13 protein-coding genes are annotated in these 15,626 nt (G+C 68.7%); 9 read left to right on the plus strand and 4 right to left on the minus strand.

All coding sequences use genetic code 11. The features are described 5' to 3' along the window. Positions 1–32 precede the first annotated feature (32 nt). Positions 33–992 (minus strand): Gfo/Idh/MocA family protein, encoded by a 960-nt coding sequence (locus tag ACLJRM_RS24350; protein ID WP_101611775.1) that lies wholly within the window; start codon positions 990–992, stop codon positions 33–35. Then, positions 989–2,095, minus strand: a complete 1,107-nt coding sequence (locus ACLJRM_RS24355) for a DegT/DnrJ/EryC1/StrS family aminotransferase (RefSeq protein ID WP_101611776.1) — start codon at positions 2,093–2,095, stop codon at positions 989–991. Before ACLJRM_RS24355 ends, ACLJRM_RS24350 begins: the two co-directional genes overlap by 4 nt. Positions 2,096–2,253: 158 nt before the next feature. Between ACLJRM_RS24355 and ACLJRM_RS24360 the strand changes: the two genes are divergently transcribed. From ACLJRM_RS24360 to ACLJRM_RS24390, 7 genes are all read left to right on the plus strand, one after another. Then, positions 2,254–2,979 (plus strand): UDP-N-acetylglucosamine acyltransferase, encoded by a 726-nt coding sequence (locus ACLJRM_RS24360; RefSeq protein WP_101611777.1) that lies wholly within the window; start codon positions 2,254–2,256, stop codon positions 2,977–2,979. A 14-nt stretch (positions 2,980–2,993) separates the two neighbouring features. After that, complete coding sequence (locus ACLJRM_RS24365; protein WP_101611778.1) at positions 2,994–3,233, plus strand: acyl carrier protein; 240 nt, start codon at positions 2,994–2,996, stop codon at positions 3,231–3,233. After that, positions 3,233–3,958: an SDR family NAD(P)-dependent oxidoreductase gene (locus ACLJRM_RS24370; protein WP_174720491.1), complete on the plus strand. Its 726-nt coding sequence runs from the start codon at positions 3,233–3,235 to the stop codon at positions 3,956–3,958. Before ACLJRM_RS24365 ends, ACLJRM_RS24370 begins: the two co-directional genes overlap by 1 nt. Next, on the plus strand, positions 3,958–5,355 hold the full coding sequence (locus tag ACLJRM_RS24375) for an AMP-binding protein (protein ID WP_101611780.1): 1,398 nt from the start codon (positions 3,958–3,960) through the stop codon (positions 5,353–5,355). Before ACLJRM_RS24370 ends, ACLJRM_RS24375 begins: the two co-directional genes overlap by 1 nt. 157 nt (positions 5,356–5,512) lie before the next feature. Continuing rightward, on the plus strand, positions 5,513–6,565 hold the full coding sequence (locus ACLJRM_RS24380; RefSeq protein WP_101611781.1) for an acyl-protein synthetase: 1,053 nt from the start codon (positions 5,513–5,515) through the stop codon (positions 6,563–6,565). Continuing rightward, on the plus strand, positions 6,562–7,803 hold the full coding sequence (locus tag ACLJRM_RS24385; protein WP_410664378.1) for an acyl-CoA reductase: 1,242 nt from the start codon (positions 6,562–6,564) through the stop codon (positions 7,801–7,803). The genes ACLJRM_RS24380 and ACLJRM_RS24385 overlap by 4 nt, the downstream gene beginning before the upstream one ends. A 33-nt stretch (positions 7,804–7,836) precedes the next feature. After that, on the plus strand, positions 7,837–8,808 hold the full coding sequence (locus ACLJRM_RS24390) for a lysylphosphatidylglycerol synthase transmembrane domain-containing protein (protein WP_410664379.1): 972 nt from the start codon (positions 7,837–7,839) through the stop codon (positions 8,806–8,808). Between the two features lie 263 nt (positions 8,809–9,071). On the opposite strand, the gene ACLJRM_RS24395 is transcribed toward ACLJRM_RS24390, so the two are convergent. Continuing rightward, a complete protein-coding gene (locus ACLJRM_RS24395) occupies positions 9,072–11,009 on the minus strand; it encodes a DUF6541 family protein (RefSeq protein ID WP_410664380.1) in 1,938 nt (645 codons plus the stop codon). 262 nt (positions 11,010–11,271) lie between these two features. Here ACLJRM_RS24395 and ACLJRM_RS24400 point away from each other — a divergent pair, with 262 nt between their 5' ends. Together ACLJRM_RS24400 and ACLJRM_RS24405 are read left to right on the plus strand one after the other, a co-directional pair. Next, a complete protein-coding gene (locus ACLJRM_RS24400) occupies positions 11,272–12,882 on the plus strand; it encodes a hypothetical protein (protein WP_410664381.1) in 1,611 nt (536 codons plus the stop codon). Then, positions 12,879–14,345, plus strand: coding sequence for a hypothetical protein (locus ACLJRM_RS24405; protein WP_410601749.1), 1,467 nt, complete (start codon positions 12,879–12,881; stop codon positions 14,343–14,345). Before ACLJRM_RS24400 ends, ACLJRM_RS24405 begins: the two co-directional genes overlap by 4 nt. On the opposite strand, the gene ACLJRM_RS24410 is transcribed toward ACLJRM_RS24405, so the two are convergent. Beyond that, positions 14,306–15,556, minus strand: coding sequence for a hypothetical protein (locus ACLJRM_RS24410; protein WP_410664382.1), 1,251 nt, complete (start codon positions 15,554–15,556; stop codon positions 14,306–14,308). The two genes, ACLJRM_RS24405 and ACLJRM_RS24410, sit on opposite strands and share 40 nt — an antisense overlap. Positions 15,557–15,626: the final 70 nt, after the last annotated feature.

Consider the following 15,626-nt stretch of genomic DNA (forward strand, 5'->3'; position numbering starts at 1 on the left):
TCGTGCCCAGCCGGGACGGGTCCCCGAGGAGGTCAGGCGGCGGCCTGGGTCAGCACCTGGTCGACGACGGCGTGCGAAGGCAGGATCAGGTCGCGCTCGGTGTCGGCGTCTATCTTGCCTTCGAGCAGTTCGAGGAACCGGTCCAGCTGGGTCGCCAGCGGCTCGCGCGCGGTGACCAGTTCCGGGATCTCGATGACAGTCTGCTGCCGGTAACCGAGGCCGTCCTCGGTGACCGAGTCGTGCGAGACGTGCCGGTAGATGGTGACGTCGCGGCGGAGCAGGTCGATCTCGATCATGCGGTCCAGTTCGGACACCCACAGCGAGCGGACCTTGCGCTGGCCGAGGCGGGAAGCGGAAACCGTGGCAAGGCCGGACTCGAACGACAGCACCGTCTCGATGGTGTCTTCGGCGCCCTCGACCGAGTTCGGGTGGAAGTAGCCCGCTCCGGACGCGACCCGCTGCGGGGTCGCGCCGCCGAAGAACTGGATCGCCAGGTCGACGTCGTGCACCAGCAGGTCCCACGCGACACCGGTCTTGATACGCGGCGCGTACGGGCCGTGGCGGCGGGCCATCAGGTGGATCGGCTCGTTGACCAGCGCCCGCGCGGTCATCACGGCCGGGTTGTAGCGCTCCAGGAGCCCGCACATCAGCGGGACGTCCTTCTTCGCCGAAAGGCCGACGATCTCCTTGGAGAATTCCAGGCTGTTGCAGACCGGCTTCTCGACCAGCAACGGCTTGCCCTGGCCCAGGATCTCCTGCGCCAGCTCGTAATGCGCCTCGGTGGCCGAAGCGAGCACGACGGCGTCCACATCGGACAGCGAGCCGATTTCGGGCGTCCACTGGGTTTCGTAGCGCTCGGCGACCTTGCGGCCCGCCTCTTCGCGCGGGTCGATCACGCGGACGAGGTCCACGCGCTCGTTCGCGGCAAGGACACGGGCGTGCAGCGAGCCCATGTTGCCGGTGCCGATGAGGGCGATCTTGTGGGTGGTCATGCGCCGAGCACCTCGCGAACCGTTTCGATGATGGTGTCCAGGTCGGACTCGGAGAGGTGCGGGTGCACGGGCAGCGAAAGCGCCTGCGCGGCAACGGAAGCGGCCACCGGGAAGTCCTCGACCTTCGCGTCGGGGATCAGCGGGTTGTTCCGGTAGCAGTCGTAGTCGAAGACGATCTTCGGGTAGTAGATCCCGTTGCCGATGCCGCGTTCGGTGAGGGCGGCGGCGAGTTCGTCGCGCGAGAGGAAGGCGTGCGGGCCGACCAGCACGGTGTACTGGTGCCACACGTGTTCGCGGCCCGGAAGGACCTGCGGGATGTCCAGACCCGGCGTGCCGGCGAGGCCTTCGGAGAGGCGCTTCGCGTTGGCCTGGCGGGCGGCGGTGAGCTGGTCCAGCTTCTCCAGCTGCGGGATGCCGACGGCGGCGTGCAGGTCGGTCATCCGGTAGTTGTGCCCGGCGACCTCGTACTGGTAGCGGGCGCGCATGCCCTGGTTGCGCAGCACGCGCAGCGCGTCGGCCAGCTTGTCGTCATCCGTGGTGATGACGCCGCCCTCGGCGGTGGTGATGTTCTTGGTGGCGTACAAGGAGAAACAGCCGATCCCGAAGGATCCGGCCTGCTTGCCCTCGAACGAGGCCCCGACGGCCTGCGCGGAGTCCTCGATCACCTTGAGGCCGTGCTCGGCGGCCAGCGGCGCGAGCTTGCCCATGTCCGCTGTCTGCCCGTAGAGGTGCACGGGCATCAGGACCTTGGTGCGGTCGGTGATCGCGGCGGCGACGGCGTCCGGGTCGATCGCGAAGTCGTCGCGGCGGATGTCGGCGAAGCGGACGGTCGCGCCCGCCTCCAGGATCGCGTTCAGCGTCGCCACGAAGGTGAACGGCGAGGTGACGACCTCGTCGCCCGGCTTGAGGTCGAGCGCCTGGATGGCGGCGACCAGCGCGGTGGTGCCGTTGTTGACGGCGATCGCGTGCTTCGTGCCGGAAACGCTCGCGAACGCATCCTCGAAGCGCTTGACCATCGGTCCCTGTGCGATGGCGCCGGATCGCAGCACCTCGACGACGAGGTCCTCCGCGTCACGGACGTCGACCACGGTAATGGGGATCATCTGCAAGTCTCTCTCGACTGGGCGTTCTGGTGCGTCCGGTACAGTGAGCCGCCGGTTCTGCGCCCGGCCGCCCTCTCTGGCGCGGGCCACACGTTACCGGGACCGCCGAAGCGCCCATTACCCCAGGCTGCCTCCCAGCCACAACGAACGGATCTCACGTGGTGAACCGCATCCACCCGACAGCAGTCATCGGCGAGGGTGTCGAGCTCGGTGACGACAACGTCATCGGACCGTTCACGGTCATCGTGGGCCCGGCGCGGATCGGCGACGGCAACTGGATCGGCCCGCACGTGACCATCGGGACCCCCGGCGAGGACCGCGGCCGTGAGCACCCCGCCGCCTGGGACTCCGCGCCGAACGGTGATCCCGATCACGACGGGCACGGCGTCGTCATCGGCAGCCGCAACCGGATCCGCGAGTACGTCAGCGTCCACCAGGGCACCTGGCGCACGACCACCATCGGCGACGGCGGGTACTTCCTCCGCGGCTCCCACATCGCCCACGACTGCCTGGTCGAGGACGCCGTCACGGTCGCGTCGAACGTGATCACCGGTGGCCACTGCCACATCTGGTCCGGGGCGAACCTCGGCATGGGCGCGATCCTGCACCAGCGGGTCGTGATCGGTCCCGGCGCGATGGTCGGGATGAGCTCCGCGGTCCGCAAGGAGGTGGGCGCGTTCACCATCGCCGTCGGCAACCCCGCACGGGTGACGGGCGTCAATACCGTCGGGCTGTCCCGCCGCGGGCTGGACGAGGCCACCATCGAGGCACTGGGACCGTGGCTGAAGGGTAAGGGCGGTCTCCCTGAGGACGGGCTGGCCGACCGGCTGCCCGGCGACCTCTCTACCTTGGTGAAGGCGTGGGACGCCCGTCCGCGCGAGTGAGTAGGAGTCACAAGATGGCGGAAGTCGCCGGCAAGCTGCGTGAGGTCTTCGTCGAGGCGCTGGACCTCGATGGCGAGGTCGACGTCGAAAACCTGAAGTACCGCGACATCGAAGCCTGGGACTCGGTCGGTCACATGGCGCTGGTCGCGGCCATCGAGGACGAGTTCGAGGTGGAATTCGACACCGACCAGGTGATCGACATGTCCAGCTTCAAGGTCGCCGTCGACATGGTGACCGACCTCCAGTCCAAGTGATGCTCGAAGGCAAGGTCGCCCTGGTCACCGGGGGTACCCGGGGGATCGGGCTGGCCACCGCGCGGGCGCTTGCCGAAGCGGGCGCCACCGTCGTGCTGACCGGTCGTGACGAGGCCAAGGCCAAGGAAGCGGCCGCGGCGGCGGGGGCCGCGAGCGGCCTCGCGCTGGACGTCACCGACGCCAAGGCCGTGTCGACGGTGGTCCGCGGCGTGGCCAAGGAGCACGGCAAGCTCGACATCGTGGTCGCCAACGCCGGGATCATGGAGGACGCGCTCCTCGGCATGATCCGTGAGGAACTGGTCGACACCACGCTGAGCACGAACGTCGCCGGAACGCTGCACACCGTCCAGGCCGCGGCCAGGGCGATGATGCGCAAGAAGAGCGGCGCCATCGTGGTGCTGGCCTCGATCGTCGGCGAGCACGGAAGCGCCGGTCAGACGGTGTACGCGGCCTCGAAGGCGGCGGTGGCGAACATCGCGCGTTCGGCCGCGAAGGAACTCGGCCGGTCCGGGATCCGGGTCAACGCGGTGGCGCCCGGCGTCATCGACACCGACCTGACCTCGGGGCTGACCGAGGACGCCAAGGCCGAGAACATCGGCAAGACCCCCCTCGGACGGCTCGGGACGCCCGAGGACGTGGCGAACGCGATCCGGTTCCTGGTCAGTGATGACGCTTCGTTCATCACCGGGCAGGTGCTGGGCATCGACGGAGGACTTGTTCTGTAATGACCCTTTTGGGTGTGGGTGCACGGCTCATCGACGTCACGAGCGGCAAGACGCTCGCGGGCGAGGAACTCGACACCGAGGTCACCCGCGTCGGGGCCGCGTTGTCGCTGCTGCCGCCCGGTGCGCTGTTCGCGCGGATGTCGGTGGACCTGCCCAGCGTGCTGAACTACCTCGGTGCGTTCGAGGCGGGCCGCGCGATCGCGCTGATCGACCCGGCGCTCGACGCCGACGTCCTGGCGGGGCTCATCGAGCGCTTCCGACCGGCTGCCGTGCTGTCCGCGCCGGACGCGCCCGCACCCGAGGGTTACGGCGTCTCCGACGGGCACTGGGTCCGGGAGTCCGCCGAAGGGGTCGAGCCGCATCCCCACCTGGCCGTCCTCCTGCCGACCAGCGGTTCCACCGGCAACCCGAAGCTGGTCCGGCTCTCCCGTGGTGCGGTGTTCGCCAACGCCGACGCGATCGCGCAGGTGCTCGGCATCGACCGCGACGAGGTCGCGCCGACCAGCCTCCCGCTGCACTACAGCTACGGCCTGTCCGTGCTGAACTCCCACCTCGTCCGCGGCGCGACCGTGGTCATCGAGCCCTCCGGCGTGCTCGGGCGCGGCTTCTGGGACGCGGTCAACGAGTACGAGGTGACGTCGCTCGCCGGGGTCCCGTACCACTACGAGATGCTGCGGCGCCTCAAGTTCGATCCGGCGAAGTACCCGACGCTGCGCACGCTGACCCAGGCGGGCGGCAAGCTCCGCGACGACCTCGTCGCCCAGTTCAACGACAAGATCCGCGCGGTCGGCGGGCGGATGTTCGTGATGTACGGCCAGACCGAGGCCGCGCCGCGGATGACCACCGTCCCGGCGGAGCGGCTCGCGGAAAAGCTCGGTTCCGCCGGGCCCGCGCTGCCCGGCGGCTCGTTCGCCGTCCGGCGTGAGGACGGCTCCGAGACCAAGCACCCGAAGATCGTCGGCGAGGTCGTGTACCGCGGCCCCAACGTGATGATGGGTTACGCCGACGACGAGGCCGGGCTGGCCGCGGGCGACGAATGGGGCGGCGTGCTGCCCACCGGCGACCTCGGCTATCTCGACGAGGACGGGTTCCTCTACATCACCGGACGGCTCAAGCGGATCGGCAAGGTCTTCGGCAACCGGGTCAGCCTGGATGATCTCGAGCAGGCCGTGCGTTCTGCTTCGGTGGGGATCGACGTCGTGGCCGCCGTCCCGGCCGGGGACAAGGTCGTCCTGTTCGCGGAGGGGGCCGACAAAGATATGTGCAAGGACGCCGCGAAGGCGCTGTCCGAGCGGCTCCACCTGCACACCAGCGGGTTCGACGTCCGCGCATGCGACACCGTGCCGCTGCTGGCCAGCGGCAAGATCGACTACCGGTCGCTGGAGGCCCAGGTATGAGTAGCCGCGGCACACGAGCCGACCACAGAGCGCGCGCTGGCCGTCAGGCCCCGCTATCGGGGCGGCAGGGCGCTTTTCCCGGGCAGGTGACGTGTGAGGCCATGTCTCGCCCTGTCGACACGATCGCGGTCGCGCGCAAACTCGCGGAGGAAACAGCATGAGTGTGTTCACGTTGTCCCAAGCTGAGCGTGAGAAGTCGTTGCTTCCGCAGCTCGCCGAGCTCACCGCGCACCACCGCGAGAACTCCGAAGGGTACGACCGGATCCTTTCGTCGCTGGGCATCGCGCGGGACGCTGCGTTCGCGTCCATCGCGGACCTGCCGTGGCTGCCGGTGCGGATGTTCAAGACGCACGACCTCCGGTCCATTCCGGAGTCCGAGATCTTCAAGACGCTGACGTCCTCGGGGACCACCGGCGCGGGCGCGTCGCGGATCTACCTGGACAAGGCCGCCGCCGGCGCGCAGACCAAACAGCTCGGCGCGACGCTGCAGGAGGTCCTCGGCGGTGAGCGGCTGCCGATGCTGATGGTCGACACGATCGGCATCATCAAGAACCGCCGCTCGTTCTCCGCGCGCGGCGCCGGAGTGCTGGGCATGGCCAACTTCGGCCGCAAGCACACCTACGTGCTCGACGAGAACGACGAGCCGGACGTCGAGGCGGTCAAGACCTTCCTCGCGACCTACGGCGACAAGCCGTTCCTGATCTTCGGCTTCACCTTCATGGTGTGGCAGTACCTCTACGAGGTCGCGCGCGAGCACAAGCTCGACCTGTCGAACGGGATCCTGATCCACTCGGGCGGCTGGAAGAAGCTGATCGACCGCGCGGTCGACAACACCGAGTTCCGCCGTCGCTTCAAAGAGGACACCGGGCTCACCCGGATCCACAACTACTACGGGATGATCGAGCAGATCGGCACCGTGTTCCTCGAAGGACCTTCCGGGAACTCGTTGTACTGCCCCGACTTCGCGGACGTCGTGATCCGGAACCCGGAAACCTGGGAAGAGCAGCCGGTCGGCGAGCCCGGCGTGATCGAGGTCGTCAGCACGCTGCCGCACTCGTATCCTGGGCACGTCCTGCTCACCGAGGACCTCGGTGTCTACAACGGAATCGACGACGGCGACTGGCCGGGCAAGCACTTCTCGGTCATGGGCAGGCTGCCCAAGGCCGAGGCCCGCGGTTGCTCGGACACCTTCCAGGGAGCGGCGGCATGAGTCTCAACCAGCGTTTCCCGCTTTCGGACGCCATCGAGGTCGACAAGCTCGTCGAAGAGCTGCGTGCCGAGCCCGTCGGCGGACGGCTTCGCGTGGGCGACCCGCGCGTCGTCGAGTTCCTGACGAAGTTCGCGCGCAAGCTGCTCGCACCCGCGACTGCCCGCCGTTTCCCCGAGCTGGCCTCGCTCGGTTTCTTCCTGCGCAAGGGAGAGATCGCCAAGGCTCTGTCCACTTTGGAGACTTCCGGCGACGCGCTGCGCTTCCCGCGCGGCCTCGTGTTCCACGTGCCGCCCGCCAACGTCGACACGATCTTCGTGTACTCGTGGGCGCTTTCGGCACTCGCGGGCAACCACAACGTCGTCCGCGTGTCCTCGCGTTCGGCCGGCGCCGCCGAAACGGTGCTGGAGGCGCTGAACGCCGCACTGTCCGAAGTGGACGCCGACACCGCCGCCGCGATCACCGCGACGCAGCGCATGATCACTTACGACCGCAGCGACGCGATCAGCGGTGCGCTCTCGGTCGCCGCGGACCTGCGGGTCATCTGGGGCGGCGACGCCTCGGTCGCGGCGCTGCGCAAGTACCCGCTGGCGCCGCACGCGCGCGACCTGACCTTCCCGGACCGGTCTTCGTTCGCCGTCGCTTCGGTGCGCGGCTGGCACGAGGCCTCCGAGACCGAGCGCCGCGGTGCCGCCGAAGGCTTCTACAACGACTCGTACTGGTTCGACCAGGCCGCCTGCTCGTCGCCGCGCGCGGTGTTCTGGGTCGGCGACGAAGCGGGCGCTCGCGAAGCAGGGCAGGAGTTCCGGAAGCTGCTCGCCGAGGTCCTGGCGAAGAAACAGCACGTCACCGAGCCCGCGATGGCCGTCCAGAAGCGGGTTTCGGCGTACGGCGCGGCCGTCGACGGGCTCGTCAACGGCATCGAGTTCCAGGGCAACGGCATCGCGACGCTCGAGCTGGCCGACCCCGCGATCCTCCCGCGCGAATGGCTCGGCGCCGGCACTTTCGCCAACGCGCGGGTCGACACGCTTTCCGACCTCGTCCCGATCGTGCTCCGCAAAGATCAAACCGTCGGTCAATTCGGCTTCAGCAAAGAAGAATTGACGCAATTCGTGACGGAATTGGCGGGCCGCGGCGTCGACCGTGTCGTTCCCTTCGGATCGGCCCTGACGTTCTCCGCGATTTGGGACGGCTACGATCTGCTGACCGAGTTCAGCCGCTTGGTGACCGTACAGGCCTGACCAGCGGCGAAAGAGGCCAAGCAAGGAGGTTCAGTGACGACAGTCGAAACGCCGGAGGGGGAATCCCCGGTTGCGGTAAAGCAACCGAAATCCACGAAGGCGAAGATCCTCGACGTCGTCCGCTGGGTCGCCATCCTCCTGGTCGTCGCTTTCGCAGCGAAGACACTTGTCGCCAATTGGGGTGAATTCTGGCGGACGTTGTCCGACGTCGCCTGGGAATCCTCCACGCTGAGCCTGCTCGCGCTGATCGCCGCCATCATGGTGTCGACCTACGGCTGGCAGGTCATGGTCGACGACCTCGGCAAGCCGATCGGCTACGCCCGCGGCGCGCAGATCTGCCTCGTCGGCTCGCTCGGCAAGTACGTGCCGGGTTCGGTGTGGGCGTATCTGCTGCAGATGGAACTGGGCCGCAAGGCCGGGCTCGCCAGGGCCCGGATCTTCACCGGTTCGCTGATCCAGCTCGGCGTCGGCGTGGTGTCCGCGCTGGTCGTCTCGCTGCTCGCGGCCCCCGCGGTCTTCAGCAACAGCCCGCGCGCGATGTGGCTGTTCGTGCTCATCCCGGTCGGCCTCGCGATGCTGCACCCGAAGGTGCTCACCTGGGGCACGTCGCTCGTGCTGCGCATCCTGCGCCGCCCGCCGCTCGACCACCGGCTGAGCTGGTCGGTCGTCGGGAAGGTCTTCGGCTCGTCGACGGCGGCGTGGGCGCTGCAGGGCGTGCACCTGTGGCTGCTGGCGAACTCCGTCGGCACGCCGGGCTTCAGCGGCTTCGTGCTGTGCGTCGGCGCGATGGCCGTCGCGATGACCGTCGGGACGTTCGCGTTCATCCTGCCCAGCGGGGTCGGTGTCCGCGAGGTCGCGCAGGTCGCCGTGCTGACCGCTTCGGGCCTCACTGTCGGCCAGGCGACCGCTTTCGCCATCGCCTCGCGGGTCATGTTCACGGTCGCCGACCTGATCACCGCCGGCGCCGCCGCCCTCTCCGCGCGCCTCGCCACTCCCCGCGTTTAGTCCTCTAGTTGCGGTCCTTGCGCGGGCGTCGACGGTGACGGTGAAGGAATCGGGACGTTGAGTGTCCCAATTCCTTCACCGTCACCAGGTCACCCCGGCCTCGGACCTTGATCAACGGAAGATCGGAGACACTCAACGTCCCCAATCCTCCGTTGATCAAGCCCAAGCAAGCTCCGAGGCAAAGCCCGGCCCAGTGGGTAGCAATACCGGTCCACCAGAACCCGAATCGCCACTCGGGACCGCAACCAGAGGACTAAACGCGGTCAGGGGTTCAACCGGTAGATCACCGCGTCCGGGTTCCGGTAGACCTCGGTCACGAAGCTCAGGCCGTCCAGATCGCGCAGCCCGGCCTGGCGCTGGGCGCCCGGCGGGTAGCCGTACTGCCCGAGGATCACCCAGCGCACGTTCAGCCGCCGCACGGCCGCCCGCACCTCGGCGTTCGACGGGTACTCGCGGAAGTGCCACTCCAGCAGCCGCGCGTCCGACGGCGACAGCGTCTCGTCGAAATGCCCCGAGGTCGTCCGGACGCCGGAGAGCGCGTAGGTCCACACCGTCCCGTCCAGACGGTCGTTCACCGCACGCTCACCGGGCTTCGCGAACTCGGCGAGCTTCTCCATCGCGGCGGCTTCGTCCGGGCTCACCGGCAGTTTGTGCGTGTTGATGCCGGGCGTGTTCGCGTAGCCGGACGCGATCTTCTCCGCGTTGGACCGCGCGTAAAAACCGTTGCTCAAGAAAGCGAACCCGCCGAACACCGCCACCGCGACGACGAACGCGGGCACCTTGCGGTGCACCACGGTGTCCCGCAGCCACGCCTGCGTCTCGGCGAGCCCGTGCGCCGCGATGATCGACAGGGGGATCGCGGCCATCGACATGAACCGGTACGGGTCGTTCCACCACGGCCGGGACAGCGCCAGCACGACCGGCTGCTCCGACGACGTCACCGCGATGTAGGCGAGCCCGGTGATCAGCGCCGTCACACCGATCCAGCGCAGCGCGCCCGCCCGCGCGAAGAAGATGAACCCGGCCAGCAGCGCGGCCGAAAGCCACACCTGCGGATAGGGCTCGTGGTGCTGGAAGCCCAGCAGCGCGCCGAGCGCCGTCGTCGCCCGCCATTCCACCGGCCAGCTGCGGTAGGGCACCTCGCCGTTCGCGAGGCCGATCGCGCCGAACAGCTGCAGCCCCGCCACGACGACCGCGATCGCGCCGACGATCGCCAGCGCGCGCAGGTCCCGCACGATCCGCGGCCACCGTTCACCGGGCGCGACCCAGCGCTGCAGCAGCAGCGGACCGGCGAACAGCATCGCGCCGAACAACGCCGACGAGTGCACGCACAGCAGGCCGACGGCGCTGATCACCAGGACGAAGCCGGTGTCGGGCGCCGGACGGTCGAGGTACCGCTTCACCGCGACGGCGGCCAGCGGGGTCAGCGCCAGGCCGAGCAGGAACGGCAGCAAAGGTCCCCTGCTCATCGATTCGTACAGGCCCATCACCGGCGCGATCGAGACGAGCGCGACCGCGCCCGCGAGCACCGCCCGGCCCCGGAACACGCGCACCATCGTGATCAGCGACAACGCGAGCAGCGCGGGCAGCAGGGCGGTGTTCACGTCCAGGGTCAGCGGGATGGTCGCCGGGCTGAGCAGGTACACCACGGACGCGAGCAGGTGATACGCGTTGGGGTAGAAGACCGGCGCCGCGTCGCCGTACCAGTTGACCTCGCCGGTGCCGAACAGGCTGCCGTCCCCGGTTTCGGCGATCTGCCGCACGCCGTTCGCGTGATAGACGGCGTCGAAGCCCTGCGGGATGGCGTCCAGCCTGCCCATCCCGCGCACCACGGCGTACATCCCGACGGCGGCCGCGAGCAGCAGACAGGCCCCGACGGCGAGGTGCCCTGCCCGTCCCCACAGCGGTTCCTCCGGCTCAGGCGGCCACCGGCGCAGAGTGAGCCGTCGCAGACCGTAGGCGATTCCGGCGAACAAGGCCGTCGCCACCGCGTACGTCACCGGGCCGAACGGGAGCCCGAGGGCGGCCGTCCACGGCCCGGCGAGTCCACCGATGGCGTAACTGAGCAACGGCGTCATGCCCGCGAGCACCCAGCCGCGCAGACCGGCGGCGAGACCTGTGAGCAGGCCGGGAAGGGCGATGACGAGCAGTGCGACGCACACCGTGACGACGTCGGCCGACAGGGAGGTCTGGGTGGGCACAGGTTTCCTCGGGGTGGGGAATCCGCACGGAACCCCCGAGGTGCGGAACGGAATGGGAAGCCAGATTAACCGCCGGGGGCCGTTACCCGAAGGAGTCACATCCCGTCGGGGAAAACGGCGGAACGACGCCTACTCCGCGCAAACTCAACTCACCCATTCGTGTCAACTAACTGCGCCGAAAGAAACACCTTGGCGCGGTGATCGATACTTGACCGTAGTCTTTTGTCAGGGGAGTGGCTCGGCCCGGAAGGGTGGGGATCAGGTGGTGGTCGCGCTCGTCGGCGCCTGGTTCGTGGTCGCCGCTTTCGTCCTCGTGGCCTGGCCCAAGATCAGTGCCGACAAGAACTGGCGTGCCGCCGCGCTGACGCTGACCCTCGGTTTCTCGCTGGTGCACCAGCTGGTGTTTTCGACCATCGCGGAAGACGCGTACATCACTTTCCGCTACGCCCAGAACATCGCCGACGGCAATGGTCCGGTGTTCAACACCGGCGAGCGGATCGAGGGGTACGCGAATTTCCTCTGGATGATCGCGATCGCCTTGCCGAAGGCCGCTTTCGGGGCCGATATCGAGACCTCCGCGATCGTCCTCGGGATCCTCGCCACCCTCGGCGCCGTGCTGCTCGCGCACGTGACGGTGAACCGGGTGGTCGCGCGGGCCGCCGGTGAGCCTCGCCCGGCCTACGGAGTGGCCGCCGCGGTGCTCGTCGCGGGTGCCGGAGGGCTCGCCGCGTACGGCGGATCCGGCACCGAGACACCGTTGTTCGTGCTGCTCCTGTTCGGCGTCTTCGCCTCGCTCGCGGCCCGGCGCCCGGTCGTCGCGGGTGTACTCGTCGCCTTCGCGATGATGACGCGACCGTCGGGGACGTTGCTCGCGGTGCTGGTCGGCTGCTGGCTGGTCATCGCCGCGCTGCGCGGCCGGTACACCTGGTGGTCGCCGGCGGGCTGGCTGCTCGGCGGGCTCGTCTTCGCCGCGCCGTGGACGGCGTGGCGGGTGACCTACTACGACCATGTCCTCCCGTCGTCGGTCGTCATCCCCTTCGACATCGATGTCTCGGCGCGGGTCGACCGCGGATGGCACTATCTCTCCGGATTTTCGGTGGTCCACCAGGGCTTCCTGCTGCTCGGCCTGGTCGCGGCGGGGGCGTTGCTCCTGCGCCGCACCTGCCGGACGCCGCACGAGGCCGAGGCCAGATCGCTGACCTGGCTGATGCTCGTCACCGCCGTCGCTTTCGCCGGGTTCGTGGTCTTCTTCGGCGGCGACGCCGGGCCCGCCTGGCGTCTGCTGGCGCCGATCCCGCCACTGCTGTCGGTGGCGGCGGTGTCGGTCTACGGCGTGCTCACCGCGGTCACGAAACCGAGCCCCCGGCCGCGTCCACCGGTCCAGCGGCTGATGCCCGCCGCCGCGGTGGCGTTGTCCGGGCTCGCCGTGCTGGTGTCGGTGTTCAGCCCGGACATGCTGACTCGCGTGCGCGCTTGGCACGACCACGGCGCCCAGATGGAGGAGATCGGCCGCTGGCTCGACGCCTACCTGCCGCCCGGTTCGGTCGTGAGCACGTCCGCGCCCGGAGTGCTGTCGTACCACGCCGGGACGCAGTTGCAGATCGTCGGCGTCCGCGGTCAGACCGAAGAAGCGGGCGAAGCCGTCGTCTCCCAGCGGCGCCCGACGATCGCCGTCATCACCGACAACGGCTACGCGGCGAAGCAGTCCTGCGTGATCGACCCGGCGTACTCGGAGAGGTACCGCGTCGCGACCTTCGCGCGTGAAGGAACTTCGTCCTGGCTCACCGTGTTCCTGCGGGCCGACGTCGAGCGGTCCGTCACGACGGCCCTCGACTTCTCACCCGATTTCCGCCACGTACCGTGCCCTTCGTGAGTGTCGACGAACGCGTCCTTCCGAGCCGACCAGCAGCGCTTGAAGCACCTTCGCGCCTGTTCGGCTTCGGCGTGTTCGCCGTCGCGCTCACCGTGCTGCTCGTCCGCTTCCTCGTGCCGCGGCCGGTCGCGATGTCCGACAACGGTGACGGCTTCCGCGTGCTGTGTGGCGCGGGCATCCCGTGGAAGGGCAAGCCCGAGCAGTTCGTGCACCTCGCCTACACCGTTCCGGCAGGCGAATGCGACGCCACGTATCTCCTGACCCAGAGCTGGTTCGCCCGGATCGCGCGGTCGATCGGCGGCCTGCTCGGCCTCGAATCGACGCTCAGCCTGGTCGTCCTCGGCGTGCTGACCAGCGTCCTCGCCGCCGCGGCGGTCGCGCTGATCGTCGTCGGACTGCCGTACTCACGCCGTGTCCGCGGCTTCGCGACCGCGGGGCTGTTGCTGGTCGTCGCGGATTCCGCGTTCTTCGGCTACTTCGCTTCCGTGCTCGGTGAAGGTGCCGCGTTCCTCGGTCTCTTGCTCGCAGTCGGCGGCTTGCTGGTGGCCGCGAGGCCTGGTTGGTGGCGCTACGCGGGCCTGGCGGTGCTGCTCTTCGGCGGCGTCATCGCGGTCAACGCCAAGGTCCAGACGTTGATGATCCTGCCGGTGCTCGCGCTCGCCGCGCTGCTCGTCCGCCCGGACGGCGTCCGCGGCCTCAAGCGCTGGCTCCCCGTGGTGTTCGTCATCGGCGCGCTCGCCGGAGGTACGGCCTACGCGCAGCAGACCGTCGAGCCCGCGAAGCTGCCCGATGGCTCTCTCGCCGCGCGTCCGGGTGACGATTCACGCGAGATCAACATGTTCAACACGATCTTCTTGACCATTGTGGACGGTCGGCACGACACCGGGGCCGATCTCGCCGCCTTGGGACTGCCCGCCTCGTTCGGCCAGTACGCGGGCAACGGCTGGTGGCACGCCCGGCCCGCCACGATGGATCCCGAGTACCCGAAGTACCGCGAACAGATCAGCAGGCGCAACGTCGTCGAATACTTCGCGACGCATCCCTGGCGCACCATCGGAATCCTGGACCGCGCGGCGGGCGATCTGCTCACCGCGCGGCCGCCCTACCTCGGCAGCTTCGACCAGTCGGCCGGTTTCGCGCCGGAGGCGCAGGAATACCGCGTCCCGGTGGCGTCGACCATCACGAAACTCTTGGCGCCACTGGGTTTCTTCGCGTTACTGCCGATCTGGTCCCTGCTCGCGTGGCGTGGCTGGAAGACCCGGCGCGACGCGGTGGGCGTCGCGCTGGGCTTCCTGCTGGCCGTCGCCGCCGGGCAGTTCGCGCTGGCCGCGCTCGGCGACGGCCTGGAGAACGTCAAGCACCAGGTGATCGCGTTGTACTGCACGCTGCTCGGTGTCGTCCTGGCGCTGGTGACCTTCGCGCGTCAGGAGGACTTGACGTCCCCCACTTCCAGGGTCCCTTGATGCGGCTGGAAGCCGTTGAAGATCTTGGCTCGCGGCCAGCTCGGTGTCTTCGGGAACGACACCAAGGCGGCGAAGATCAGTAGGGCGACGGCGTCGACCCAGAACACCGCCGCCCCGCCGACGAACCGCAGGTTCACCGCGACATACAGGAAGAACAGCGCGCCGACCCAGAGCCGCCGTCCTTCACCGCGCTGCTGGTCGAGCACGACCGCGGTGAGCGCGAGGATCAGCGGCGCCATCATCACGAACACCCGCGCGGTGTCCGTCGCGACCAGCCGTCCGGCCAGGCAGCAGGCGAACAGCCAGACGCTGGCGATCAGCAGTTCCGCGCGCAGCCCGTGGCGGCGGTACTGCTGGTAAAGGCCGTAGCCGAAGATCAGCCAGAAGAAGTGGAACGTGCTGAACAACTCGACCTGGCCGGTGCCCTTGCTCGCGTTGAGCGCGAAGCGGATGTTGTCGAGCAGGCCGCTGTTGGACTGTCCCGCGCCGAAGCCGTAGTCGCCGCCGATGAGGTTCTGCGCCCAGAGCCGGTAGCCGATGTAGATGCCGACGGCGACCACGAACACGCCGATGCCCCCCAGGACATCACGGTCGCGGAAGGAACGGCCTCGCGTCCACGCGATCAGCGGGTACAGCGGGGCCAGAAGGAGGGTCGTCTCCTTGTTGATCGCGCCCAGCACGATGACGATCGCGAACGGGATCAGCTTGCGCTTGAGGATGAACCAGATCGCGAGCAGGTAGAGGAGGTTGTTGAGCGGGTCGACCAGCCACGGGTTGCTGAAGGCGTACGGCGCGTACCAGAACGTGCAGGCCAGCGCGACGGCGGCGAGTACCGAGGTGAACAGCTGGAGCTTCAGGTACGAGCGCAGGAACTCGAAGAAGACGAGGATCGTGGCCAGCGTGACCACGAAGGTGAAGGCGACCCAGAGGACGTCGAGGGAGAGCCCGGTCAGCAGATTGCCGCGGTGGACGATCCAGGGGCTCAGCATGCGCAGCGCGAACGGGTTTTCGACGGCCGCGCCGGTCTGCTCTGACATCCGGTAGTAGTTCACCGCGTCGCCCCAGGCCAGCTCGTGCGGCTTGGGGAACTTCGGCATGAACGAGATCAGATTGATCAGGGAAACCGTGCTCAGCGCGAGGTAGGCCCAGAGACGCTGAGCGCCGGGTCTGCCCCTCGGCATGAGCGTGATTTCGGTGGTTTCGTGCGTCACGAGCGCATTTTAGGGCAGTGACCTGGGGTGATGGTGCGGAAGCCCGCCTGTGACCTACGCGACCGTAGGT

It is taken from the genome of Amycolatopsis sp. lyj-84, from assembly GCF_046549075.1.
Classification (GTDB): domain Bacteria; phylum Actinomycetota; class Actinomycetes; order Mycobacteriales; family Pseudonocardiaceae; genus Amycolatopsis.

Coding starts and splice junctions, on each gene's coding strand:
- ACLJRM_RS24350 (WP_101611775.1), bottom strand. CDS start 992: ATGACCACCCACAAGATCGCCCTCATCGGCACCGGCAACATGGGCTCG.
- ACLJRM_RS24355 (WP_101611776.1), bottom strand. CDS start 2,095: ATGATCCCCATTACCGTGGTCGACGTCCGTGACGCGGAGGACCTCGTC.
- ACLJRM_RS24365 (WP_101611778.1), top strand. CDS start 2,994: ATGGCGGAAGTCGCCGGCAAGCTGCGTGAGGTCTTCGTCGAGGCGCTG.
- ACLJRM_RS24370 (WP_174720491.1), top strand. CDS start 3,233: ATGCTCGAAGGCAAGGTCGCCCTGGTCACCGGGGGTACCCGGGGGATC.
- ACLJRM_RS24375 (WP_101611780.1), top strand. CDS start 3,958: ATGACCCTTTTGGGTGTGGGTGCACGGCTCATCGACGTCACGAGCGGC.
- ACLJRM_RS24380 (WP_101611781.1), top strand. CDS start 5,513: ATGAGTGTGTTCACGTTGTCCCAAGCTGAGCGTGAGAAGTCGTTGCTT.
- ACLJRM_RS24385 (WP_410664378.1), top strand. CDS start 6,562: ATGAGTCTCAACCAGCGTTTCCCGCTTTCGGACGCCATCGAGGTCGAC.